Below are 24,453 nucleotides of genomic sequence, written 5' to 3' on the forward strand. Positions count from 1 at the left end.
ATTTTAATTACATAAAATCACGTTGTGCTTTTTTATAAAATAACACTTTGGATTAAGATTTTAATGCTGAAATAGCCTATTTTTGTTTATTAGAAATTTGCAGGGATTTAATTAATATTATATAATATATTTTAGTATTATGAATATTAAGTGACTGTCAATATTAGTTAGGAGATGGAGTTTTTGGGAAAATATAAGGTTTTAAAAAAGCAAAATAGTAGTAAATCTTGTTTAGTTTGTGGAACGCAAAATGAATTAGGATTAAAAGCAGATTTTTATGAACTTGAAAATGGAGAACTTGTATCAATTTGTAATACAAAAGATTGGCATCAGAGTTATCCAGGAAGAGTTCATGGAGGTATGTCTGCTGCAATATTAGATGAGACTATTGGAAGAGCTGTAAGTATAAATGATGACCAAATATGGGGGGTTACAGTATCTTTGGAATTGAAATATAAAAAGCCAGTACCAACAGATGCTACTATAAAAGTAGTTGGAAGGATAACTAAAGAAAATAGAAAATTATTTGAAGGTACAGGAGAAATAATTTTGCCAAATGGAGAGATAGCAGTAACAGCAACTGGAAAATATATGAAGATGCCTATTGGTCAAATAGCAGAAGGTGATTTTTCTGATGAAGAATGGTTCTTTGCTGAATCAGAAGAAAAAGTTGAATATATTGAGATTTAAGTGATTACATATTTGCTATGTAAAATGATGTGTAAAAAAATATAAAATTGAAAAACATAAGATAAAAATAACTTAGCTATACTTAAAAAAAATTCTTATAATAGCATTAAATTTACACGTTAAAAAAAATAATTTATATATTTAAAAAGTGTATTTTTTTTATAGGTAAAATTCAGAAAATTCAAACTAATGATGAGGTGTAAAATGGATGATTTCACAAAATATAGAAAATAAATTATATATAAAATATAATTTTTATGTTGACATACTTAATTTAGCTTGATATTATAGATATTAAAAATAAGGACAGTAAACACACTATCCATATTACAAACTAAAAAAGGAGGGAATTATAATGAGTAAGAAATTATTTATTCCTGGTCCTATTGATGTTAGAGCAGAAGTCTTGGAAAAGATGGCTACACCAATGATAGGACATAGAGGGAAAGATGCATCTATACTTCAAAAAAGTATAAGTGAAAAAATGCAAAAACTATTCTATACCAACAACACGATACTTTTATCCACGTCGTCCGGAACTGGTTTAATGGAAGGCTCCATTCGTTCCTGTACATCCAAAAAGGCAGCAGTATTTTCCTGTGGGTCCTTTGGTGATAGATGGTACAAAATGGCAGTGGCTAATAATGTCCCAGCGGATATATTTAAAGTTGAATTAGGAGAGGCAACAACACCAGAAATGGTTGATAAGGTGCTTTCTACCGGAGAATATGATTTAATAACCGTAACTCACAATGAAACTTCAACTGGAATAAGAAATCCAATAGAAGAAATTGGAGAAGTTGTTAAAAAATATAAAGATGTGGTCTACTGTGTAGACACTGTAAGTTCAGCCGGTGGAATAAAAGTCGAGGTTGATAAGATTGGAATAGATATTTGTATAACATCATTACAAAAAGCACTGGGATTACCACCAGGAATGTCTATTTGCACATTTTCTCAAAAAGCAATCGATAGAGCTAAGCAAGTACCTTTTAGAGGAGTTTATTTTGATTTGTTAGAAATGTATGAATACTTAATCAAGAAAAACTACCAATACCCTTCAACACCATCTCTTTCTCACATGTTCGCTTTAGATTTCCAATTAGATAATATATTAGATGAAGGCCTAGATAACAGATTCAAACGACATGAAGACATGGCAAACTTAGTTAGAATCTGGGCTAAAAAACACTTCCAAATTTTTACCAATGAAAATCACTTATCCAATACACTTACTGTTATAGAAAATACTCAAGGTATTAGTGTATCAAATTTAAATTCAAAATTACAAGAACGAGGATTCCAAATAGCAAATGGCTATGGCAATTTAAAAGAAAAAACTTTTAGAATTTCACATATGGGTGACTATACTGTCGAAGATGTACAAGAATTATTAGATAATATTGATGATATATTAGGTTTTAATAAGTAATATTACAAAATTATGTGTATTTTAAGTTAAATTTAAAATATATAAAATAAAATGTGTTTTATGAAAATTACATATTAAATTTTTAACAAACATTAATGAAATTTGATATGACTTTAATAAAAAATATTTTGAAAATTATATAAATAGAAAGTGTAATTTAAATAAAGTTTTTTAGTGATGAAAATACTTTAAAAAATAAAAATTGGAAAAATTAAGTGAATATAATTGGAGGAGTTTGTTATGTATAATATATTAATTACTGATGGAATAGAGAAAGATGCAGCGAGAAAATTGAGAGAGTTAGATTTTAATGTGATAGAAGAGTTTTATGAAAAAGATGTTTTAGGAGATAAACTTAAAGATGTTGATGTGCTTGTAGTACGTTCAGCTACTAAGGTTACTAAGGATGTAATAGACAAAGCATTAGAAGGTAAAAAGTTAAAATTGATAGTAAGAGGTGGGGTAGGATTAGACAATATAGATGTTAAATATGCAGAAGCTAATGGAATAAAAGTCATGAATACTCCAAATGCAAGCAGTATATCTGTTGCAGAACTTACAATAGGTCAATTATTTGTACTTGCAAGATTCATAAATACTGCAAATGTAACTATGAGAGATGGAAAATGGGAAAAGAAAAAATACAAAGGTACAGAAATTAATGGAAAAACATTAGGACTTATAGGTTTTGGAAGAATTGCAAAAGAAGTTGCAAAGAGGGCAGAACTATTAGGAATGAATGTCATATATACTGATATAATGGGTGAAGCACAAGGCTTTAACAAATATAGATTCTGTGATATGGAAGAAGTTTTACAAAAAGCAGATTTCTTATCTTTACACATACCTTTTGATAAGAATAAGGGGGCAGTAATAACTGAAAAAGAAATAAATAAGATGAAAAATGGAGCTTATTTAATAAACTGTGCAAGAGGCGGTTTGGTGGACGAAAAAGATTTACTAAAAGCATTAGATGAGGGTAAATTATCAGCAGCAGCTATAGATGTTTATGAGCAAGAACCTACATTAAATCTAGATTTAGTAAATCACCCAAGAGTTTCTCCTACACCTCATATTGGTGCATCTACAGTAGAGGCTCAAGAAAGAATTGGAGAAGAAATTGTAAATGTGATTCAAGACTACTTTCTTGACTTCAACAATCTAATAGGGGTAGCATTATAAAATATTTTATACAATTAGGAGGAATTTAGTAATGGCAACGATTAAACCATTTAAGGCGATTAGACCAAATAAATATATAGTAGATAAAGTAGCAGCACTTCCTTACGATGTTATGAATAGTGAAGAAGCTAGAGAAATTGCAAAAGGGAATCCATATTCATTTTTGCATATAGATAAATCAGAAATTGATTTAGATGAAAATATAAATTTATATGATGAAAAAGTTTATTTAAAAGCACGAGAAAATTTGGACGAATTTCGAAAACAAGAAATTCTAGTAAAAGAGGAAAAAGATTGTATATATATATACAAACAAGTTATGGATGGCAGAGCTCAAGTTGGTATAGTTGCATGTATTTCAGTTGATGAAAGCTTAGATGGAACAATAAAAAAACATGAGTACACTAGACCAGAAAAGGAAGTTGATAGAACTAATCATATAAAATACTGTGATGCTAATACGGGAACTATACTTGTAACTTACAAACATCAAAGATTAATAGATGATATGATAAATGATTTTATGGATAATCATGAGCCTTTATATGATTTTATAACAGATGACAAGATAGAGCATACAGTGTGGAAGATTGATAATGATGATATAATATGTAATTTAGTAAATGCATTTGGAAAATTAGATTATTTATATATTGCAGATGGTCATCATAGAACAGCTTCAGCAGAAAATGTAGCTAAAGAAATGAGAGTTAAAAATCCAAACTATACTGGAAAAGAAGAATTTAATTATTTTATAGCAATGATTGCACCAGATGAAAATCTAATGGTTTTAGATTATAATAGAGTTATCAAAGACTTAAATGGTTTAAATGAAGAAGAATTTATAAATAAAATAAAAGAAAATTTTGATGTAGAACAAATGAAAGGTAAAGAAAAATATAAACCTGACAAAAAAGGAACTTTCGGAATGTATCTGGGTGATAAATGGTACAAAATGAAGGCAAATAAGAATTTATTAGACATAGAAGACCCAGTTGACTCATTAGATATTTCTATACTACAAAATTATGTGATTGATGCTATTTTAGGAATTGAAAATCCTAGAGTAGATAAAAGAATTGATTTTATTGGTGGAATTAGAGGTATTGAGGAATTAGAAAGAAGAGTTAATGAAGATATGAAGGTAGCGTTTGCAATGTATCCTACTAGTATTGAGGATTTAATAAAAGTAGCAGATGCAGGCAAGATAATGCCAGCTAAGTCAACATGGTTTGAACCTAAGGTAAGATGTGGGCTATTCTTACACGAAATAAATGAATAATTAATAAAATTAAAGGCTAAAAAGTAAACTCTACTACTTTTTAGCCTTTAATTTTTAATTAAAAATAATAGTATAGTAATTTTAAATTATAAGAGATAGTTTTTCTAAAAAGCTATCTTTTTTTTAGATTTTTATATGGTAAAAATTTACATTTAACAGAAATAGAGTAATATTGTATGTTATAATTTAGAATGGAAATTTATATAAACAGTATTTATAATAAGCGTTAAAAGATATTTGTTATTATTATAGACTATATTGTTATATGAGCAAAATTAGAAAAATAAAAGGATATTAAAGTGACATGCTAGAATTATTATTCGGAAACTAAGTTTCAAGGATGAGTATGAAGCTTATAATTATTTTATAGTGTTGAAGCTTAAGAAAATGGTAATTCAATCTGGAAACAGGATTGATTATATAAAAAGTATAGTGATTAATTAGAAAAATAATGAATAATAATTAGTATATACTATGTTATTAAGCCTTATTAAAATCAAAAGAAAATTAAGTTATATTTTTAAAATATTCATTAAAATTAAAGTGTTGAAAATGAGGATATATTGAGTTTAATTTTATCTTTAAATTAAAGTGGGACAATGTTAAATAGTATCTTATCTAAGAGGAACTTAAAAAATTGATTGAGGTATTTATAAGCATGAAAAGAATTATAAGGAATTTATTAATATAAGTATTACAAAAGAGAATAATTTTTATACATCAATTAATATATAATTAAAAGAAGTGTAAAATGAAAATTTTATAGATAAATTTAACTATATGTTGTTTGATTCTAATATAGGAAGAAATAAAATATGTATAAAAATAGGAAGATATAATATAAACATATAATATATTATATGTAATGAGGATGTGAGTATGGTGAACAGACTAAAGCCAAAAATTTTAGGTATTAGTATCTTGTTTATTATTATAATTATTTTAACCTGTGGGGCTATTTTTAAGTTTAAGTTTAAATTGGATAATAAGTTGAAAGAGACCACGCATACATATTTGTCAGAATTTACGGAGCATAACATAATTAATCTTAAGACAAAACTTAGTGGTCAATTTGACATGCTTGAATCTATTGCTAGTTTTATGGGAAATTTAGATAATATAAATAATGATATGATGATTAATTTAATGGAGTCTGGAGTAAAGCGAAGTTCTTTAATTAGAATGTCTGTTTCTACACTGGATGGAAAAAGTTATTCTAATGATGGAATTATTACTAATTTAAAAGATAGAGATTATTTTAAAAAAGCTAAAAATGGAGAAAAAAACATATCAGAATCTTTAAAATCCATTATTGATAAGAAAGAAATAATAGTTTTAGCTACTCCTATCTATAAAGATGGAAAAGTAGCAGGTGTTTTAAGTGGAGCTTATGATTCAACTAAATTGAATGAATTATTAGGCTTATCTGCATTTGATAAAAAAGCACACGTTTATATTGCCAAAAAAAATGGAGATGTAATTGCTCAAAATACAAACGAAAATAGCAAAATGTTATCATGTGTATTTAAACTTTTTAATAAGGATAATTGTGAGGAAGTAAATTGTTTAAAAGTTATAAAAGAAAATATTAAAAATGATAAATCTGGATATTCTAACTATAATTTAGATAATAAGAAATTTATGTTAAATTATCAACCACTTGGAATTAATGATTGGTATATTTTTTCTGTTGTACCAAGTGAAGTAGTATATATTCAGTCAGATAATATTTCGTATGATGTATACATATTTGCATTAGAAATATTATTAGTTATATTAATTTTTGTTGTATATATAGCTTATATTATAAATAACAATACTAAGACTATTATAAATGAAAAAGAAAAATTTAAGGCACTTACTGATAATATATTAGGAGGTGTTAAAAACTGCTTAAAAGATAAATATATGACTATGACTTATGTAAGTCAGGGGTTTTTGGAACTTACAGGTTATTCTGAAGAGGATTTAGATGTAGTTTTTAAAAATAAATTTAAAAATATGATTTATAAAGAAGATGTAGACAAGGTTAATAGTATCGTTTTGAATCAATTAAAAAGACAAGATAAAATTGAAGTTGAATATAGAATTGTAAAAAAAGATGGAAGTATAATTTGGGTTTTAGATAGAAGTAAATCTATAAAAGATAGTAAAGGGAATGAGTATATACAGGGAGTTTTAACTGATATAACAGAACTCAAGAAAATACAAGAAGAATTAGACTCAAAAAGGTTTGAAATAGAGACTATCAATGATAGCATTGTTGGTGGAATAGTGATAACTGAGATAAATGATGATTTTGATAGTATATATTTAAATGAAGGTTATTTAAATATGATTGGATACACACGTAAACAGTTAGAAGATGAATTAGATAATAAATTAATCAAGCTGATTTTAAGAGATGATAGAGCTGGAATGATTGATGATATAAATAAGCAACTTAAAGTAAATGATACATTTGCATGCGAACGAAGAGTTGAAAAACGAGATGGTAGTATTATATGGATTTTATTAAAAGGAAGAAAAATAGTTGATGAAAATGGAAACTCAGTACTATGTAGTGTAATTGTCGATATTACTTCTGCTAAATTATTAGAGCAAGAGCTTAAAAAGAGTGAAGAACGTCATGAGATTATTATAAAGCAGACACAAAATATTATAGTTGAATGGAATATAGAAAAAGACCAAATGAGTATTTCTCCTAATTGGTATAATAAATTTGGTTATGACCCTATAACTGAAAATGCAACGAAAAATATAATTAAATCAGTTGATATATATCATGATGATATAGATAAGTTTATTTTATTAACTAAGCTCACTTCATCAGGAAGTGAGTATGAGGAGTGTGAGATTAGACTTAGAGTTAGAGATACCACTTATGCATGGTTTAGTATAAAAGCAACGACACTGTTTGATGATAATGGGATACCTTATAAAGTTGTAGGTAGTTTAACTGATATTGATGAATCAAAACGAGAAGCTGAAAAATTAAAAGAGAGAGCGGAAAAAGACCCACTAACAGGTTTATATAATAAAAAAGCATCACAAGCACTTATAGAAGAATATATAACATTGGATAAAAACAGACAAGGTACTTTAATGATTATTGATATTGATGACTTTAAAGGTATAAATGATAATTTAGGTCATTTATATGGTGATGCTGTATTAAGTGAAATTGCAAGTGATTTAATAAATTTATTTAGAGCATCTGATATAGTAGGAAGAATTGGTGGAGATGAGTTCATTGTTTTTATGAAAGATATTTCTGAAACAAAAGATATTATGAACAAAGCAGAGGAATTGGTCAAAACGTTTGAGAGGTCTTTTGTAGGTAAAGGATATAATTATAAAATATCTTTGAGTGTAGGGATTGCTAGATTTCCAAAAGATGGAACAGATTACATGCAGTTATTTAGAAATGCGGACATAGCTCTTTATTCAGCTAAGGGTAAAGGAAAGAATCGTTATGCCTTGTATGATAAAAAAATTGATAAAGTACAATATATAGCAAATACAAGAAATACAGATGAAAATACCAATGTAGCAAGGTCTTTTAAGGAACATATTACAAATTATATATTTGATATATTGTATGAATCAAATAATATAGAAATGGCTGTAAATTTGATTCTTGATATTGTGGGTAAACATTTTAATGTGAGTCGTGTCTATATATTTGAAAACTCAGATGATAACCTCTACTGTAAAAATACATTTGAATGGTGTAATGAAGGAATAACAGCAGAAATTGATAATCTTAAGAATATTTACTATGGTCATTTAGGCAATTATCTTTTAAATTTTAATGCAGATGGATTATTTTATTGTAATGATGTTGATAATCTCAATAGCGATTTAAAAAATTTGCTTAAAGCACAAGGGATATGTTCAATATTACAATGTAAAATTTTAGAAGGTAATGAATTTAGAGGATTTGTAGGATTTGATGAATGTTCATATAATCGTATGTGGACCAGTGATGAAGTGGATACACTGACATTTATTTCCAAGACGCTTAGTGTGTTTTTATTAAAAATGCGTATCCAAAGTAAGCTAGAAGAATCTTTAGAAGTTCAAAAGTCTGTAATGGATAACATGGACATATGGGCTTATGTTGTTGACAGAAACACATATGAACTGTTATTTATCAATAAAAAGATGCTTGAGTCAGCCCCAGATACACATGTAGGTGATTTATGTTATAAAGTATTATGGAACAATCAGAATAAACAATGTAGAAAATGCCCTATGAGTTGTTTAAAAGATGGAACTGATACTTGTAAATCATTTATGCGTAACAAAAAGTTTGGTGTAAATGTAAATATAACGGCAACAGCTTTAAAATGGTTTGATGGTAAAGATGCATGTTTAATATTTGGTAGTGAAGTAAATAGTGTTGAGTCTGAAGCAAATATTTAAATGAGCTTCTTGTAAAGATTTCCTAACTAATTGAATAAAACGTTTAAACTACTGTATTATAGATTTACTTAAAATCACAATTTTGATTTATTGAACCTAAAACGTTCATATAAATTATTTAAGTTGTGGTTTTAAGTATTTTTTGTGTTATAATTAAGCGTTAAGAACAAAATTAAAAGATACTTTTAATTTTAAGAAAGTATTTGTTAAATATACATTGAGCAGGTGATGATATGGAAAATAGGTTTTTACCAATAAGTAAACAAGATATGATAGATAGAGGATGGGAAGAGCTAGACTTTGTGTTGGTTACAGGTGATGCATATGTAGACCATCATAGTTTTGGTACAGCAATAATATCTAGAGTTTTAGAAAATGCTGGATATAAGGTAGGTATAATAGCACAACCAAATTGGAAGACGACAGATGATTTTATGAAATTAGGAAAGCCTAGACTTGGATTTTTGGTTAATGCAGGGAATATGGATTCAATGGTGAATCACTATTCAGTGAGTAAGAAGCATAGAGATAAGGATATGTATTCTCCTGGTGGAAAAATGGGTTATAGACCAGATAGAGCTACAATAGTCTATTGTAATAAAATAAGAGAAGCATATAGCGATGTTGCAATAGTAATAGGAGGAATTGAAGCTAGTTTAAGAAGATTTGCCCATTATGATTATTGGAGTGATAAGGTTAGAAAGTCAATGTTGATAGATAGTGGAGCAGATTTATTAGTTTATGGAATGAGTGAAAAGCAGATTGTGGATGTAGCTAATGCACTTAATGATGGATATGACCCCAAATATATTAGACATATTGATGGGACATGTTATGTTGCAGATACACTAGAAGAAATATACGATAACTATATATTGATTCCATCATATAAAGAAATATGTGAAGATAAAATGAAATATGTAGAGGCCTTTAAAATTCAATATGATGAACAAGACCCATTTAGAGGAAACATAATTGTTCAACCTCATGGAAGTAAGTATTTAGTTCAAAATAAGCCAGAGAAACCTCTAAATAGAGAAGAATTGGATGAAGTTTATGGATTACCATATCAAAAAACATATCATCCTGTATATGAGAAATCTGGTGGTATACCAGCTATAGAAGAAGTGAAATTTAGCATAGTAAGTTCAAGAGGGTGTTTTGGTAGTTGTTCATTTTGTGCAATAACCTTTCATCAGGGAAGAGCTGTTCAAAGTAGAAGTGAGAAATCAATTATTGATGAAGCAGTAGGAATAACAAAATTAAATGATTTTAAAGGATATATACATGATGTTGGAGGTCCAACAGCTAATTTTAGAAGACCAGCATGTAACAAACAAATTACTAAAGGTGCATGTAAAAATAGACAATGTTTATCACCATCACCATGTAAAAACTTAGATGCAGACCATAGTGAGTATCTACATTTACTTAGAGCTGTAAGAAAATTACCTAACATAAAAAAGGTTTTTGTACGCTCTGGTATTAGGTATGATTATGTAATGGCAGATAAAAATAATAAGTTTCTTAGAGAGCTAATAGAACATCATGTAAGTGGTCAACTGAAGGTGGCTCCAGAACATATATCAGAAGAAGTTTTAGAATATATGCAAAAGCCAGCAGGAAAAACTTATGATAAGTTTAGACAGAAATTTTTTGCTATAAATGAAGAATTAGGTAAAAAACAATATTTGATACCATATTTAATGTCTAGTCATCCAGGGTCTACACTAAATAGTGCCATAGAGTTAGCTGAATATTTGAGGGATACTCATTATCAACCAGAGCAAGTTCAAGATTTTTATCCAACTCCTGGGACACTGTCAACTACAATGTTTTATACAGGAATAGACCCACTTACAATGAAGCCAGTTTATGTCCCAAAATCAAAACGAGACAAAGCAATGCAAAGAGCTTTATTACAGTATAGAGCACCTAGAAACTATGACTTGGTATATTCTGCACTAGTTGAAGCTGGAAGAGAGGATTTGATAGGTTTTGGACATAGATGTCTAATAAAACCAAAGGATGAGAAACCTTATTTTAATAGAAATAATTCTAATAAAAATAAGTCTAAGTCTTCTACTGAAAATAAAAAATATAATGCAAATAATAGAAACAATAAAAAACAACAAAAAAGTCCAAGTAAGAGAAAGAAAAAATATTAAAATAGAGTGTAGGTAAATAGTAAATAAAATTATTTAAATAAGAAGGATTATTCGATAAATTAACAGAAATTAATATAAATAAATATAATTATTTTATAAAAAGTTAGTTTCGGGAGGAAGAGATGAAAAAGTATATTTATATAATGTTATCAGCAGCATTAAGTGTAATTTTTTTAGTGGGGTGTTCACAAGGACAAAATGAAAAGCCAAAAGAAGAACCAGCAGTTGTTAAAGAAGTAAAGGTAGCTGTTCCAGATGGATTGCCAGCGGTAGCAGTAGCGAAATTAGCAAATGAAAATCCAGCAATTAAAGATGGATATGAAACAATTTATAGCATTGAGAAAACACCAGAGGCAATTTCTACTAGAGTAATGAAAAAAGATGTAGATATAGCTATAGTTCCATCAAATATGGCTGCAATAGCATATAATAAAACTTCAAGTTATAATATAGTTGGTACTGTAGGTATGGGGTCTCTTTATTTAGTATCAACAGAGGATATAAAGGATTATTCTGATTTAATTGGGAAAGAAGTTGGATGTACAGGGAAAGGTCTTACTCCAGATATAACAATAAGAAGTCTTTTATCACAAAAGGATATAAATCCAGCAGATATAAATTTTAATTATGTAAACTCTGCAAGTGAATTAGTACCACTATTGGCTACAGGAAAAATTACAACAGGGATTGTTCCAGAACCTGCACTTAGTGCTTTAATGTCCAAAAATCCAAATATAAAAATTATAAAAAGTTTAAATGATTCATGGAAAGAAGTAAGTGGTTCAAAGGATGGATATCCTCAATCTACATTAATTATCAAATCTGATTTTTTAAGAGATAATAAAGAATTTGTAGATTCTTTCTTAGGACAATTATCAAATAGTGTGGATTGGGCAAATAAAAATCCTGAGGAATTAGGTAAATATTCTGAGAAGATAAAAATATCTACTGAACCTAAAATAATAGGCAAAGCTCTTGAAAGAGCTAATTTAAAGTATATTCCAGTTAAAGATATGATTAATGATTACAAAAACTACTATGAAAAATTAGCTAATTTTGATGATAAAACAGTAGGAGGCAAAGTGCCAGATGAAGCAATATACTTTGTTGAAAAATAAGAAAATTAAAGAACAATTTATAGACAAATTAGAGGTAACACTTTCTTGTGTTATCCTCTTATTTTTGTGGCAAATTATTGCTTTAAAAATTAACAATGATATATTCTTGCCAACTATAAATCAAGTCTCTAGTAGTATCAAAGAAATAGCATTGAATTCTAATTTCTATATAGACATACTTTACTCAATAGGTAGATGTTTTTTTAGTTTTTTATTTGCTTTGATTTTTGCTATCATATTGTCTATAGTAGCATACTTAAGCAGGATTTTTAGAAATTTATTAAAGCCAATTAATGCTCTAGCACGTTCAATACCAACGATGATATTAGTAGTACTTGCACTAATTTGGTTTAAAAAAGATACTACACCTTTTATAGTTGGGTTTACTATAGTTTTTCCAATCTTATACGAGAGTGTTTTAGGAGCAATATTGAATATTGATAAAAATTTATTAGAAATGGCAAGCGTGTATAAGATAAGGTTTATAGATAAGGTGTTGAAAATCTATTTACCAGCTATAAAATTTCAAATTATATCTATATTAGTATCGACATTTTCACTAAGCTTAAAAGTCGCTATAGCAGGAGAGGTATATAGTCAACCTACATATGGTATTGGAACTATGATACAAACTGAAAAAATTAATTTTAATACATCTGGGATATTTGCATGGATAATTATAATAGTTTTAATATCAGTCATTTTACAAGTATCTCAAAAATTTTTGTCAAGGAGAGCTTTTTTATGGAAAAGATAAGGTTAAGTATTGAGAATATAAATAAAAAATATGATAATCATATTATATTTAAAAATTTTAATATTGATTTTTATATAGATAATGTTAACTGTATACTTGGGAAATCTGGATGTGGAAAAACTACTCTCTTAAATATAATAAGTGGTATTATAGAAAATGATACTTGTAATTTAAATATTAAAGAAAGTTCAAATAAAATTGGGAGTAAGCTAGATGTAAGTTACATATTTCAAGAAGATAGGCTAATAGATTGGCTAACTGTAGAAGAAAATATAAAGATAGTTGTAAATAAATACTACAGTAAAACTCAATTAGATAAAATTTGTGATGAATATTTAGATTTGGTTGGAATTATTAAATATAAAAAATTTTATCCTCAGATGCTTAGTGGAGGACTTAGGCAAAGAGTGAATATTGCTAGAGCATTTATCTATCCATCAAAGACTATTATAATGGATGAACCTTTTAAATCTATTGATGCAAAGAATAAACAAATAATAATGGATAATTTTAAAGACATACTTAAAAAAGAAAAAAGAACTGTTTTATTTGTAACTCATGATATTGAAGAAGCATTATTTTTAGCAGATAATATCTTTATTTTAGGAGATTCTCCTGTGAGAATAAAAAAAGAACTAAAAAATTCTAGTGAATTGGAAAAAAATGAAGTTTTGAAGTTAATATAGAGTTATAATAATATTGTTGTTTTAAAATATAATTATTTTAACTATAATACTCTATTAAAATAGTACAGAATATTCGAAAATATGGATAATGTTCGTATTTTATAAAAAGGAAGTGAATGTATGATTAAAGTAAAAACTAATGCTATGAGAATTTTAGATTCAAACAAAATTGATTATAAGGTACTATCTTATGAAGTCAAAAGTGAACATGTAGATGGTGTAGAGGTAGCACATGATATAGGAAGAGATGTAAATGAAGTATATAAGACTCTAGTAACTCAAGGAGTTAGTAAGAGTATTTATGTATATGTAATACCAGTACATGAAAATTTAGACTTAAAAAAAGCTGCAAAAGTAGCTAAAGAAAAAAGTGTGGATATGATTCATGTAAAAGATATAAATAAGCTTACAGGATATATTAGAGGTGGTTGTTCTCCTGTAGGGATGAAGAAGCTTTATAAGACTTTTGTAAATGAAAGTGCAAAACAATTAGATACAATTATAGTAAGTGCTGGAAAAATAGGATACCAAATAGAATTATCACCACTTGATTTACAGAAACTTATAAAAGTAGAGTTTACAGATGTAATAAAAAAATAGATATTTCAGATAAAAAATTGATGACAAAAAATTATATGATTAATAAAATAAATAATGACTTAAAAATAAACATTTAACTACTATTATGTAATTGATATAAAAATATTGAGAAATTTTAAAAATGATGGTAAAGTGTAAATATGATTACGAATATTTTTTATAAAGTAATGGAGGGATGTTCGCTTGAGGAAGATAAAATCTGAACAAATTGTTGAACAAGTAAAAAAACTTTGCATAGAAGCTAGTTTATACTTAGGAGATGATGTCTTAAGCTGTATAAAAGAGAAAGCTAAAACTGAAAAAAGTGAAGTTGGAAAAAACATATTAAATATATTAGTTGAAAATGCTGAAATAGCAAAGGAAAAAAATATACCAATATGCCAAGATACTGGTATGGCTGTATTTTTTGTTGAAATAGGACAAGAGGTTTTAGTTGAAGGAGATACAATTACTGATGCTATAAATGAGGGAGTAAGACAAGGGTACGAGGAAGGATATTTGAGAAAATCTGTTGTAAGTCCAATTAGTAGAATAAATACAAAGGATAATACTCCTGCCATTATTCATTATGAAATGGTAAAAGGCGATGAAATTAAAATAGAGTTTGCTGCTAAGGGATTTGGAAGCGAAAATATGAGTAAAATGAAGATGTTAAAGCCATCAGATGGATTAGAAGGAATTAAAAAATTTATTATTGATACAGTTTCAGAAGCTGGACCTAATCCATGCCCTCCTATGGTAATTGGAGTTGGTATAGGTGGAACTGTAGATAAATGTGCTCAAATAGCTAAAAAAGCACTTTTTAGAGAACTAGGCGAATTTAATGAAGATGAAAATATTGCAAAATTAGAAAGTGAATTATTAGCCTCTATTAATAAATTGGGGATAGGACCTCAGGGGTTAGGAGGAACTACAACAGCTTTAGGTTTAAATATAGAGACTTTTCCTACACATATAGCAGGTATTCCTGTTGTTGTAAATATAAACTGCCATGCATCAAGACATAAAAAGGTAGTAATTTAGGAGGAAAAATAAAATGATAAAGATAACTACACCTGTAAGTGAGATTGATATAGCTAAGTTAAATTGTGGAGATACAATTAGTCTAAGTGGTATACTTTATACAGCAAGAGATGCAGCTCATAAAAGATTGATAGATTGTATAAATAAAGGTGAAGAGTTACCATTCGATGTAAATGGTCAAGGTATATACTATGTAGGTCCTACTCCAACAAAACCAGGAGAAGTTATAGGAGCAGCAGGTCCAACGACGAGCTATAGAATGGATGATTTGACGATACCTCTTTTAGAGAGAGGTCTTAGATTGATGATAGGTAAAGGAAAAAGAAGTGAAGAAGTTATACAAGGTATGGAGAAGTATGGAGCAGTTTACCTTGCAGCAATAGGAGGAGCTGGTGCATACATTTCAAATTCGATAAAATCATGTGAAATTATTGCATATGAAGACTTAGGACCTGAAGCTATAAGAAAGATTGTAGTAGAAGACCTTAAACTTACAGTAGCTATAGATAGTTATGGAAATAATATCTATGAACAAGGAAGAGCAATTTATGAATGTAAATAAATTTTGAAAATTTATATAAATACTAAATATACAAAACAATTTAATTGTAAACATTTTAAGGAGGAAGATTGATGTCTAAGGATTATGCAAAATTGGCATTAGAAATGCATGAAATTAATAAAGGGAAAATAAATGTAGAAAGTAAGGTAGAAGTTAAAACTAAGGATGATTTATCAACAGCATATACGCCAGGTGTTGCAGAGCCTTGTCTAAAAATACATGAAAATCAAGAGGATGTTTATAGATATACTTCTAAAGGTAATTTAGTAGCAGTAGTTAGTGATGGAAGTGCTGTACTTGGATTAGGCAATATTGGTGCTGAAGCAGCTATACCTGTTATGGAAGGTAAATCTATATTATTTAAGCAATTTGGAGATGTAGATGCCTTTCCAATATGTTTAAAGACTAATGATGTAGATGAAATAGTTAAGTCTGTGGAATTAATGGAACCAGTATTTGGTGGAATAAATTTAGAGGATATATCTTCTCCAAGATGTTTTGAAATAGAGGATAGATTAAAAAAATCTTTGAGTATACCTGTTTTTCATGATGACCAACACGGTACCGCAATAGTAGTGGCAGCAGCAATAATAAATGCAATAAAGTTAATTGAAAACAAAAAAATAGAAGATTTAGAAATAGTTATAAATGGAGCAGGTGCTGCAGGTATAGCAATAGCAAAAATATTACTTAAAATGAATGTTAAAAATATAGTATTATGTAATAGAAGTGGTGCACTGGAAGCCAACATGGAAAGATTAAATTTGGTTCAAAAAGAAATGTTAGATGTAACTAATATAAGAAATGAAAAAGGTTCTTTGAAAGATGTTATAAAAGGTAAAGATGTATTCATAGGTGTTTCAGGTCCAAAAACTGTAACAAAAGAAATGGTTGAAAGTATGTCTGAAAAACCAATAATATTAGCAATGGCAAATCCTACTCCAGAAATAATGCCAGAGGAAGCAAAACTAGGTGGAGCGTTTATAATGGGAACTGGTCGTTCAGATTTCCCTAATCAAGTTAATAATGTTTTAGCATTTCCAGGAATATTTAGAGGGGCACTTGATGTGAAAGCTAAAGAAATAAATGAAGAAATGAAAATAGCGGCTGCATATGCAATTGCTAATACAATAACTGATGAAGAAATATGTCCAGAGTATATATTACCAGATGTATTTAACAAAAATGTAGTAAAAAATGTTGCTGAAGCAGTTAAAGAAGCAGCAATAAAGACTAAAGTAAATAGAATATAATTTTTATTTAAGAATCCAAAACTTAAGTGAGTAAATAAAATATAGACTAATAGAATTTATATATTAATATATAATTTTATTAGTCTTTTTATTGTTAATATGACATAATCATGTCATATTAATATTGCTATAATTTAAATATGGTCAAGAGCCAAAGAAAAATATACAAGGAGTGATTATATATGGAAGAAACTAGATTTTGTCAATGTTGTGGCATGCCAATGGGATGTACTAATGAATTGTATGGAACAAATAAAGATGGAAGTAAAAGTGATGATTACTGTAGTTATTGTTTTAAAGATGGTGAATTTACTGCTGATATAAGTATGGAAGAGATGATAGAAATCTGTATACCTCCTATGGTTCAAAGTAATAAAGGTATGACTGAAGATGAAGCAAGGAGTATGATGAATAATTTCTTTCCAAAATTAAAACGCTGGAAATAAGCTTATACAAAATCAATAACTCATATAAACTTCATGAAAACTTAATACTATAAACACATTAACTCTATATACTAATATTATTATATTTTATTAAATAATGTATTGGAGGAGTTAAAATGAAAAATTTTATTGAGAAGTTGAAAAAAGCTTTTAGAGTTAAACAATTAAAAAAATATCAAAGGTTTCAATTACAATGTATTGTTTGTCTGTCATGTTGGTTATTTATGGTATATATGTATTTATAAATTGTACTGAATACATATATACTATGCTATCTACAAAACAGTTGGCATTCACAGGAAATGAATATACTATTATAAATTATTATATGAGTAACTTTAGTCAGTATATAATATTTGCTATTTTACTTGCATCAATGGGATTTGTGATACAAAAGCTAGGGAATATGAATTTCGATAAGATGGGACTTAGTGGTAACTATTCAACAAATATTAGAAATATAAGTGATATTTTTATAGATAATAGTAAAGATAGTGAAATGTTTGATAAAGTCAGTATTGAAAATAGTATTTTAAAAAATAAATAATACAAATAGATAAAATGTGATTAAGAAAAGCTTAGAATACTTAGTGTATTTTAAGCTTTTTTAATTATTAGGATTTCAAAGTATTGTATTTTTAAAAGAGTAAAAATATAATAAGTTAAGTATATAATAAATGAAAAATAAAAATAAATAAAATGGAAGTGATTGAGATGAGTAGTATATTGTTGGTTGAAGATGATTTAAGCTTGATATATGGATTAGAATTTTCCATACAAAAGAGTGGCTTTAGTGTTGATATAGCAAGAACAGTAAAAGAAGCATTGCAAATGTACAAAGAAAAAAATTATGATTTACTGATTTTGGATGTATCCTTACCTGATGGTAATGGTTTTGATATTTGTAAAAAGGTAAGAGAAGTTTCTAATGTGCCAATTATATTTTTAACTGCTTCTGATGAAGAAGTAAATGTAGTCATGGGGCTTGATATGGGTGGAGATGATTACATAACAAAACCTTTTAAATTAAATGAGTTAATTTCAAGAATAAAAGCTTTACTTAGGCGTTATAATTTTACAAATGAAAATGTAACTGAACTAAAGTCAAATAGTATTACTGTTAAATTACTTGAAAATCGTGTTTTTAAAAATGAAATTGAGCTGGAGCTTACTACAGCAGAATATAAATTATTGTGCCTATTTATGAAAAATAAAAATATCATACTTACAAGAAAAAATATATTGGACAAGTTATGGGATGGAAATGGTAGTTTTGTAGATGATAACACTCTGTCAGTATATGTGAGAAGGCTTAGAAATAAGATTGAAGATAATCCTGAAAATCCAAAATTTCTATTAACAGTTAGAAGAATGGGTTACAAATGGAATGTTATAAAGTGAGGGTGTTAATATGAAGATATTTTCTAATAAAGACATAAAAATATTTTTTTGGTTATTATATCCGTTTTATTGATGTTTATAGTAGTAGGTCAAATAGTAGTTGTAAATATAACCAATGATTATAAAAGAGCATTGGTAGAACATGATTATAATATAGCTGGATACTTACATAGTATGGGTGTTGATAAATCAAAAATACCAGTAGTATTCACTACTAATGAAGATAAATATATTGGAAATATTATAACATCTGAAAATACTTTTACAAATGTAACAGGTATGAAAGACTATGTAATAATTGATACTCAAGTTGATGAAGATGCTCCTGGAAATTTAATTCAAAATATAAGAAGTGTACTAGATGATAATTTAGAGGTTCGAGATAAGCGACAAGGTAACTTAGAAGCTAGAAATTCATTTTACACTATGGTAATTTTTGTATATGGGTTTGTATTTATAATTGCCATTATAAGTATGTTTAATATCATAAACAGTATGAATATAAGTGTTACAAGTAGAATAAATTACTATGGTATTATGCGTGCAATAGGCATGTCCAATAAGCAATTAAGAAAAATGGTAATAGTAGAGTCAAGTACATATGCTTTAAGTGGTTGTTTACTGGGGAGTGTACTTGGATTAATATTACATAGGTATATATTTGTATCTTTAGTAACATTAAAGTTTCATATAGAGTGGCAAATACCTTTTGATTTGCTGTTTATCATTGTGGTAACTATGATAATAATAACTTTACTTTCAGTAAGAAAACCAATTAAAAAGATTTGGGAACTAGACATAATAGATGTAGTAAATGCACAATAAATATAGGTAGTAACCTAAATAAAAAATCGAAGTAAATATGAAATAGAAAATATCTTTCATTTTTACTTCGATTTTTGTGTTATATAATTTATTTTAAATAAGTTCCATCTTCATCTTGATAAATTAAATCTTTCTTCATAAGTACTCCAAGAGCACGTTTGAAATTTTTCTTACTTGAATTAAATAAGATAGAAATATCTTTAGGGTCAGATTTATCATTAAATCTCATATATCCATCTGAACCTTCTAAATAGCTTAAAATTTTATTTTCTAAGGTATCAAGTTCATCTTTTCTGTTTCCTCTAGGAGAAAGCCCTAATTTACCATCATCATATATTTTTATAACATGTAAATTTTCAAGAACATCTCCAGCTTTTAATTCTGTAAAGTATTCATTATGAAGGATTACACCAGCATATTTATTGTCAACACATATCATAGCAGAGTTATTGGTTTGGAACCCATATACAACTCCATTTACCATATCTCCTACATTGTAAGTATGGTCTGTTTCTAAATATGAATCTATGTCTGTAGTAGCAGCGATTCTTCCGCTTTTATCCAAATATATATAAAATAAATATTTTTCATCTCTAAACAATGGATAGGTCTTAGATTTAAAAGGAACTAGTATGTCTTTTGTAAGCCCCATATCTATAAAAGTACCAATGTCAGTGTTATCAACCACTTTTAGATAAGCAACATCTCCAACTTTAGCTAAAGGAGGTATTAAAGTTGCAGCAGTTCTGTCATCAGAATCTTTAAATATGAAAGCATCTACTTCATCGCCTATATTTATTTCATTTTTTCCTATTAATCTATTGTGAAGAAGCACATCATCCTTGGTGTTATTAGTTTGTCCATCTAGGAAATATCCAAATTCTGTTTTTCTTTTTACTATAAGTTTATTAAAATCACCTATTTTTATCAAATTAAAATCATCCTCTCATTTTATATTTACAATTTAGTTATACTACTCTTATGTAGTAGTGTTTCACAGTATATATATTAGTATTAGTGAAATTTATAATAAATAATGTAATTATTCATGCATTTTCAATTATTTAGCTTCTTATATAGTATAAACTCCAATTTCTTTTTTGTCTTTAGATTTCCCTAAAATTTTTACAAAATAAGTTAAAAGTATTGAAATAAATTTTCTTTTAAAGTATAATTGGTATATACCAAAATTGGTATATACCATATTGAAAAGTGGTGATTTTATGAAAATAGTGGATAAATCTAGTAATATACCATTGCATACTCAACTAAGTGCCATAATAAGAGAGATGATAGAAACTGGTGAACTTAAAGAAGGTGATGCAATAATACCAGAAAGAGAACTTTGTAATATACAAAATGTAAGTCGCATGACAGTGAATAAAACTATTGTTGGCTTAGTTACAGAAGGTCTTCTTTATAGGGTACAAGGAAAGGGTACATTCGTCGCAAAGCAAAAAAAGAAGTATCAGTTTTCAAATGTAAAAGGTTTTACTGATGTAATGAAAGAAAAAGGAGTAAACATAAGAACTGATATATTATCCTTTGAGATGGAACTACCAGACGATTTAGTAAAAAGAAAGCTTGGAATAAGTGATAATACAACAAATATATATAAAATTATTAGACTTAGATATACAGATGGAGAGCCATTTGGATTAGAAATAGTGTATCTATCAGAAGAAATGTGTAAAGGTCTTACAAAAGGAATATTAGATAATTCTTCATTATATAGAGTTTTGAATGAGAAATATGGCTATAAGATACAAAAAGCTGAGCAAGTAATGGAGCCAATTATACTTTCAGATGAAGAAAGTAAGCTACTTGAAACAGAAGAAGGTTCTTTAGCCCTTAAACTTCATAGGAATTCTTATAATAAAGAAGGTAATCCTATAGAGTATACCATATCGATATTTAGAACAGATAAATATCAATATGAAATAGTATTGAGTGAGTAGGTGAATAAGGTGAAATGTTTAATTAATGGGAAAATAATATTAAAGAATCAAATTTTAGAAAACAAAGTACTAGTATTTGATGAAAAAATAATTGATATATCTGATGAGATACCAAATGATTGTGAAGTTATAGATGTTGGTGGTAAATATATCTCTCCAGGTCTTATTGATATTCATATACATGGAAACATGGGAAAAGACACAATGGATTCAACTGATGAATCTATAGAGACAATTTCAAAATCAATAATGAGACATGGTGTAACATCTTTTCTTCCAACTACAATGACAATGGATAAAGAGCATGTTTATGATGCACTTGAAGTTATCAAAAAAGCTAAAAGTAGAAAACTTGGAGGAGCTCAAGTATTAGGAGCACATTTAGAAGGACCTTTTATAAATGAAAATTATAAGGGGGCACAAAATGAAAAATTTATAATAAATTCAAAATATGAATTTATCAAAGAATACAAGAACGTTATCAAGGTAATAACTTATGCTCCAGAAAAGGATATAGACTTTGACTTTACTAGAGAAATCAAAAGATGTACAAATATAGTTTTATCTATAGGTCACAGTAATGCAAGTTATGAGCAAGCTAAAGAAGTTATAAACTTAGGTGTAACAAATATAACTCATATGTTTAATGCAATGACTGGATTAAACCATAGAGATCCTGGTGTTGTTGGTGCAGCACTTACAACTGATGTATATAGTGAATTAATAGCAGATACAATCCATATAAATAAAGATTTATTTCAATTTATATTGAACAACAAAGGTAGAGAAAAATTGATTTTAATAACGGATTCTATTGAAGCGGGTGGGCTTGAAGATGGAAATTATGCTCTTGGAGGTCAAAAAGTTATAGTAAAAGGCAATGAAGCAAGACTTGAAAATGGTGCATTAGCTGGTAGTGTATTATCTTTAAATAAAATGGTACTTAACTTTTTAAATAATACAAACCTTAGAGTAAATGAAGCAATTAATTTAGCATCCTTGAACCCAGCAACATCTTTAGGCATAAATGATAAAAAAGGAAGTCTAGATATAGGTAAAGATGCAGATATAGCTGTGTTTGATGAAAACTTGGACTGCAAGATGACTCTATGCTTGGGTGAAGTAGTATACAAAAATATGTAGAATGTAAAAAATAAGCTTTAAATAAAATAAAAGTTATATAAAAATAGTAATAAATTAAACTTATATCAATTAAAGTATTAGCTAAAATTTAGGAGGAACAAAATGAGAGTATTAGTATGTAAAGATTATGATGGAATGAGTAAAAAAGCAGCTGAAATGATAGCAGCTCAAATAGTTTTAAAGCCAAATTCAATATTAGGATTAGCTACGGGAAGTACACCAATAGGTATGTATAGAGATTTAGTTAAGAAATATAATGAAAATATAGTAGATTTTTCAGATGTAATAAGCTTTAATTTAGATGAATACTATAAGTTGCCAATATCTAATGACCAAAGTTATGATTATTTTATGAAAGAAAATCTGTTTAATCATGTAAACATTAAGTCAGAAAATACTCATTTACCAAATGGAATGGCTGATGATATTGAAAAAGAATGTATAAATTACGAAGCTTCTATTGATAGAGCAGGTGGTATAGATGTACAAGTACTTGGAATAGGTCGTAATGCTCATATAGGTTTTAATGAACCTGATAATAAATTTGCAAAAAGAACTCATGTAGTTGAATTAACAGAATCTACAATAGAAGCTAATGCAAGATTCTTTGAATCAAGAGAAGATGTTCCTAAAAAAGCTGTAAGTATGGGAATTGGTTCAATTTTAAAATCTAAAAAAATATTACTTTTAGCTTCAGGAGAAGAAAAAGCTGATGCAGTATATAAAACTGTTTATGGAGATATAACTCCAGAAGTTCCTGGTTCTATACTTCAACTTCACAAAGATACTATAGTTATAGTAGATGAAGCAGCAGCAAGTAAACTGAATCCAAAAGATTATAAATTAGTATAAGAATATAATTGGGTTTAAGTAAAAAATAGCTATCTTTAAATAATAAAATTTATTTAAAGATAGCTATTTTTATTTAAGTTATTTAGTTATTATTTTTTACGAAAACTCGTTATCAAGAAGTATCCAAATAATATATTAAAAATTATTATATTAAGTGGTATTCGGTCAAGCATAATAAAACTACCTATAATTGGAATTTTGCCAACTGGAAACATAAATATTAATACAGGCATTAATGTTAGTAAAAAAGATGGAAGACAGAGAAGGATTAATCTTGGAATATCAATATACCAATTGCCATTTTTTTTATACTCCTTAATAAATAATTCAGTTCCTAACAATAAACCAATGCCACCAGAGGAGATTAAATTAATAAAAATAAATTTTTTAAAGTCTTGCATAAAACCAGTGCCAAATTTACGATAGAAGTCAAAATTCAATTTAACAGCTAAAAAATACATACTTAATAGAATAATTAAAAATAAAAGATATCTAAGCGTTTTTTTCATTTTAAATTCTCCCTTCAGAGATACTTTACCTAGTTTTATTTTGTTGAAATATAATTTTGTCAGTGAGTTTAAGAAATCCATAAAATTAATTGAGAATGGAATAAGTATGATATATGAATAAATGTTTTTTATGCTTGA

Annotated in this window: 22 protein-coding genes; 20 read left to right on the forward strand and 2 right to left on the reverse strand. The window is 27.6% G+C overall.

What is annotated here, in order from left to right:
- Nucleotides 1-174: 174 nt before the first annotated feature.
- The 17 genes from IC758_RS04920 (at nucleotide 175) to IC758_RS05000 (ending at nucleotide 19,853) form a co-directional block, all read left to right on the forward strand.
- Entirely contained in the window at nucleotides 175-690 is a 516-nt protein-coding gene (locus tag IC758_RS04920) for a PaaI family thioesterase (RefSeq protein ID WP_227436702.1), read from the forward strand.
- A gap of 355 nt (nucleotides 691-1,045) precedes the next feature.
- On the forward strand, nucleotides 1,046-2,122 hold the full coding sequence (locus IC758_RS04925; RefSeq protein WP_227436700.1) for a pyridoxal-phosphate-dependent aminotransferase family protein: 1,077 nt from the start codon (nucleotides 1,046-1,048) through the stop codon (nucleotides 2,120-2,122).
- 240 nt (nucleotides 2,123-2,362) lie between these two features.
- Complete coding sequence (locus tag IC758_RS04930) at nucleotides 2,363-3,304, forward strand: D-2-hydroxyacid dehydrogenase (protein WP_227436698.1); 942 nt, start codon at nucleotides 2,363-2,365, stop codon at nucleotides 3,302-3,304.
- A gap of 31 nt (nucleotides 3,305-3,335) precedes the next feature.
- Nucleotides 3,336-4,586 (forward strand): DUF1015 domain-containing protein, encoded by a 1,251-nt coding sequence (locus IC758_RS04935; RefSeq protein ID WP_227855781.1) that lies wholly within the window; start codon nucleotides 3,336-3,338, stop codon nucleotides 4,584-4,586.
- An 879-nt stretch (nucleotides 4,587-5,465) separates the two neighbouring features.
- On the forward strand, nucleotides 5,466-9,014 hold the full coding sequence (locus tag IC758_RS04940) for a diguanylate cyclase domain-containing protein (RefSeq protein ID WP_227855780.1): 3,549 nt from the start codon (nucleotides 5,466-5,468) through the stop codon (nucleotides 9,012-9,014).
- A 233-nt stretch (nucleotides 9,015-9,247) separates the two neighbouring features.
- Nucleotides 9,248-11,182, forward strand: coding sequence for a YgiQ family radical SAM protein (locus IC758_RS04945; RefSeq protein ID WP_227831593.1), 1,935 nt, complete (start codon nucleotides 9,248-9,250; stop codon nucleotides 11,180-11,182).
- A gap of 122 nt (nucleotides 11,183-11,304) precedes the next feature.
- Nucleotides 11,305-12,300 (forward strand): ABC transporter substrate-binding protein, encoded by a 996-nt coding sequence (locus IC758_RS04950; protein WP_227860795.1) that lies wholly within the window; start codon nucleotides 11,305-11,307, stop codon nucleotides 12,298-12,300.
- Nucleotides 12,272-13,057: an ABC transporter permease gene (locus IC758_RS04955; protein ID WP_227860796.1), complete on the forward strand. Its 786-nt coding sequence runs from the start codon at nucleotides 12,272-12,274 to the stop codon at nucleotides 13,055-13,057. The genes IC758_RS04950 and IC758_RS04955 overlap by 29 nt, the downstream gene beginning before the upstream one ends.
- Entirely contained in the window at nucleotides 13,045-13,743 is a 699-nt protein-coding gene (locus IC758_RS04960) for an ABC transporter ATP-binding protein (protein WP_227860797.1), read from the forward strand. The genes IC758_RS04955 and IC758_RS04960 overlap by 13 nt, the downstream gene beginning before the upstream one ends.
- Nucleotides 13,744-13,863: 120 nt before the next feature.
- Nucleotides 13,864-14,343, forward strand: coding sequence for a Cys-tRNA(Pro) deacylase (ybaK, locus tag IC758_RS04965; protein ID WP_227436683.1), 480 nt, complete (start codon nucleotides 13,864-13,866; stop codon nucleotides 14,341-14,343).
- Between the two features lie 183 nt (nucleotides 14,344-14,526).
- Entirely contained in the window at nucleotides 14,527-15,366 is an 840-nt protein-coding gene (locus IC758_RS04970; protein ID WP_227860798.1) for a fumarate hydratase, read from the forward strand.
- Nucleotides 15,367-15,379: 13 nt separating this feature from the next.
- Nucleotides 15,380-15,928: a Fe-S-containing hydro-lyase gene (locus IC758_RS04975; protein WP_227436679.1), complete on the forward strand. Its 549-nt coding sequence runs from the start codon at nucleotides 15,380-15,382 to the stop codon at nucleotides 15,926-15,928.
- Between the two features lie 71 nt (nucleotides 15,929-15,999).
- Nucleotides 16,000-17,181 (forward strand): NADP-dependent malic enzyme, encoded by a 1,182-nt coding sequence (locus IC758_RS04980; protein ID WP_227436677.1) that lies wholly within the window; start codon nucleotides 16,000-16,002, stop codon nucleotides 17,179-17,181.
- A 182-nt stretch (nucleotides 17,182-17,363) separates the two neighbouring features.
- Nucleotides 17,364-17,627, forward strand: coding sequence for a zinc ribbon domain-containing protein (locus IC758_RS04985; RefSeq protein ID WP_227436676.1), 264 nt, complete (start codon nucleotides 17,364-17,366; stop codon nucleotides 17,625-17,627).
- A gap of 193 nt (nucleotides 17,628-17,820) precedes the next feature.
- Nucleotides 17,821-18,174, forward strand: coding sequence for a hypothetical protein (locus tag IC758_RS04990; protein ID WP_227860799.1), 354 nt, complete (start codon nucleotides 17,821-17,823; stop codon nucleotides 18,172-18,174).
- 167 nt (nucleotides 18,175-18,341) lie between these two features.
- Nucleotides 18,342-19,028 carry a response regulator transcription factor gene (locus IC758_RS04995; RefSeq protein WP_227860800.1) on the forward strand — a complete coding sequence of 229 codons (687 nt, stop codon included), beginning with the start codon at nucleotides 18,342-18,344 and terminating at the stop codon, nucleotides 19,026-19,028.
- Nucleotides 19,029-19,100: 72 nt separating this feature from the next.
- Entirely contained in the window at nucleotides 19,101-19,853 is a 753-nt protein-coding gene (locus tag IC758_RS05000; RefSeq protein ID WP_227860801.1) for an ABC transporter permease, read from the forward strand.
- 88 nt (nucleotides 19,854-19,941) lie between these two features.
- Here the strand turns inward: IC758_RS05000 and IC758_RS05005 are convergent, their stop codons facing one another.
- On the reverse strand, nucleotides 19,942-20,784 hold the full coding sequence (locus IC758_RS05005) for a S1 RNA-binding domain-containing protein (protein ID WP_227482934.1): 843 nt from the start codon (nucleotides 20,782-20,784) through the stop codon (nucleotides 19,942-19,944).
- A gap of 292 nt (nucleotides 20,785-21,076) precedes the next feature.
- Between IC758_RS05005 and IC758_RS05010 the strand changes: the two genes are divergently transcribed.
- The 3 genes from IC758_RS05010 to nagB all read left to right on the forward strand — a co-directional run bounded on the left by IC758_RS05010 (nucleotide 21,077) and on the right by nagB (nucleotide 23,806).
- Nucleotides 21,077-21,811 carry a GntR family transcriptional regulator gene (locus IC758_RS05010; protein WP_227436666.1) on the forward strand — a complete coding sequence of 245 codons (735 nt, stop codon included), beginning with the start codon at nucleotides 21,077-21,079 and terminating at the stop codon, nucleotides 21,809-21,811.
- 9 nt (nucleotides 21,812-21,820) lie between these two features.
- Entirely contained in the window at nucleotides 21,821-22,954 is a 1,134-nt protein-coding gene (gene nagA / locus IC758_RS05015) for an N-acetylglucosamine-6-phosphate deacetylase (protein WP_227860802.1), read from the forward strand.
- 102 nt (nucleotides 22,955-23,056) lie between these two features.
- The gene (gene nagB, locus IC758_RS05020; RefSeq protein WP_227436662.1) at nucleotides 23,057-23,806 is read left to right on the forward strand and encodes a glucosamine-6-phosphate deaminase; all 750 of its coding nucleotides are present in this window, start codon (nucleotides 23,057-23,059) and stop codon (nucleotides 23,804-23,806) included.
- Between the two features lie 89 nt (nucleotides 23,807-23,895).
- Here nagB and IC758_RS05025 read toward each other — a convergent pair whose 3' ends face one another.
- Nucleotides 23,896-24,315: a hypothetical protein gene (locus IC758_RS05025; RefSeq protein WP_227482933.1), complete on the reverse strand. Its 420-nt coding sequence runs from the start codon at nucleotides 24,313-24,315 to the stop codon at nucleotides 23,896-23,898.
- Nucleotides 24,316-24,453: the final 138 nt, after the last annotated feature.

This window comes from Clostridioides sp. ES-W-0016-02, assembly GCF_020641035.1.
Lineage (GTDB): Bacteria > Bacillota > Clostridia > Peptostreptococcales > Peptostreptococcaceae > Clostridioides.

Coding starts and splice junctions, on each gene's coding strand:
- IC758_RS04920 (WP_227436702.1), top strand. CDS start 175: ATGGAGTTTTTGGGAAAATATAAGGTTTTAAAAAAGCAAAATAGTAGT.
- IC758_RS04925 (WP_227436700.1), top strand. CDS start 1,046: ATGAGTAAGAAATTATTTATTCCTGGTCCTATTGATGTTAGAGCAGAA.
- IC758_RS04930 (WP_227436698.1), top strand. CDS start 2,363: ATGTATAATATATTAATTACTGATGGAATAGAGAAAGATGCAGCGAGA.
- IC758_RS04935 (WP_227855781.1), top strand. CDS start 3,336: ATGGCAACGATTAAACCATTTAAGGCGATTAGACCAAATAAATATATA.
- IC758_RS04940 (WP_227855780.1), top strand. CDS start 5,466: ATGGTGAACAGACTAAAGCCAAAAATTTTAGGTATTAGTATCTTGTTT.
- IC758_RS04945 (WP_227831593.1), top strand. CDS start 9,248: ATGGAAAATAGGTTTTTACCAATAAGTAAACAAGATATGATAGATAGA.
- IC758_RS04950 (WP_227860795.1), top strand. CDS start 11,305: ATGAAAAAGTATATTTATATAATGTTATCAGCAGCATTAAGTGTAATT.
- IC758_RS04955 (WP_227860796.1), top strand. CDS start 12,272: ATGAAGCAATATACTTTGTTGAAAAATAAGAAAATTAAAGAACAATTT.
- IC758_RS04960 (WP_227860797.1), top strand. CDS start 13,045: ATGGAAAAGATAAGGTTAAGTATTGAGAATATAAATAAAAAATATGAT.
- ybaK (WP_227436683.1), top strand. CDS start 13,864: ATGATTAAAGTAAAAACTAATGCTATGAGAATTTTAGATTCAAACAAA.
- IC758_RS04975 (WP_227436679.1), top strand. CDS start 15,380: ATGATAAAGATAACTACACCTGTAAGTGAGATTGATATAGCTAAGTTA.
- IC758_RS04980 (WP_227436677.1), top strand. CDS start 16,000: ATGTCTAAGGATTATGCAAAATTGGCATTAGAAATGCATGAAATTAAT.
- IC758_RS04985 (WP_227436676.1), top strand. CDS start 17,364: ATGGAAGAAACTAGATTTTGTCAATGTTGTGGCATGCCAATGGGATGT.
- IC758_RS04990 (WP_227860799.1), top strand. CDS start 17,821: ATGTATTGTTTGTCTGTCATGTTGGTTATTTATGGTATATATGTATTT.
- IC758_RS04995 (WP_227860800.1), top strand. CDS start 18,342: ATGAGTAGTATATTGTTGGTTGAAGATGATTTAAGCTTGATATATGGA.
- IC758_RS05000 (WP_227860801.1), top strand. CDS start 19,101: ATGTTTATAGTAGTAGGTCAAATAGTAGTTGTAAATATAACCAATGAT.
- IC758_RS05010 (WP_227436666.1), top strand. CDS start 21,077: ATGAAAATAGTGGATAAATCTAGTAATATACCATTGCATACTCAACTA.
- nagB (WP_227436662.1), top strand. CDS start 23,057: ATGAGAGTATTAGTATGTAAAGATTATGATGGAATGAGTAAAAAAGCA.
- IC758_RS05025 (WP_227482933.1), bottom strand. CDS start 24,315: ATGAAAAAAACGCTTAGATATCTTTTATTTTTAATTATTCTATTAAGT.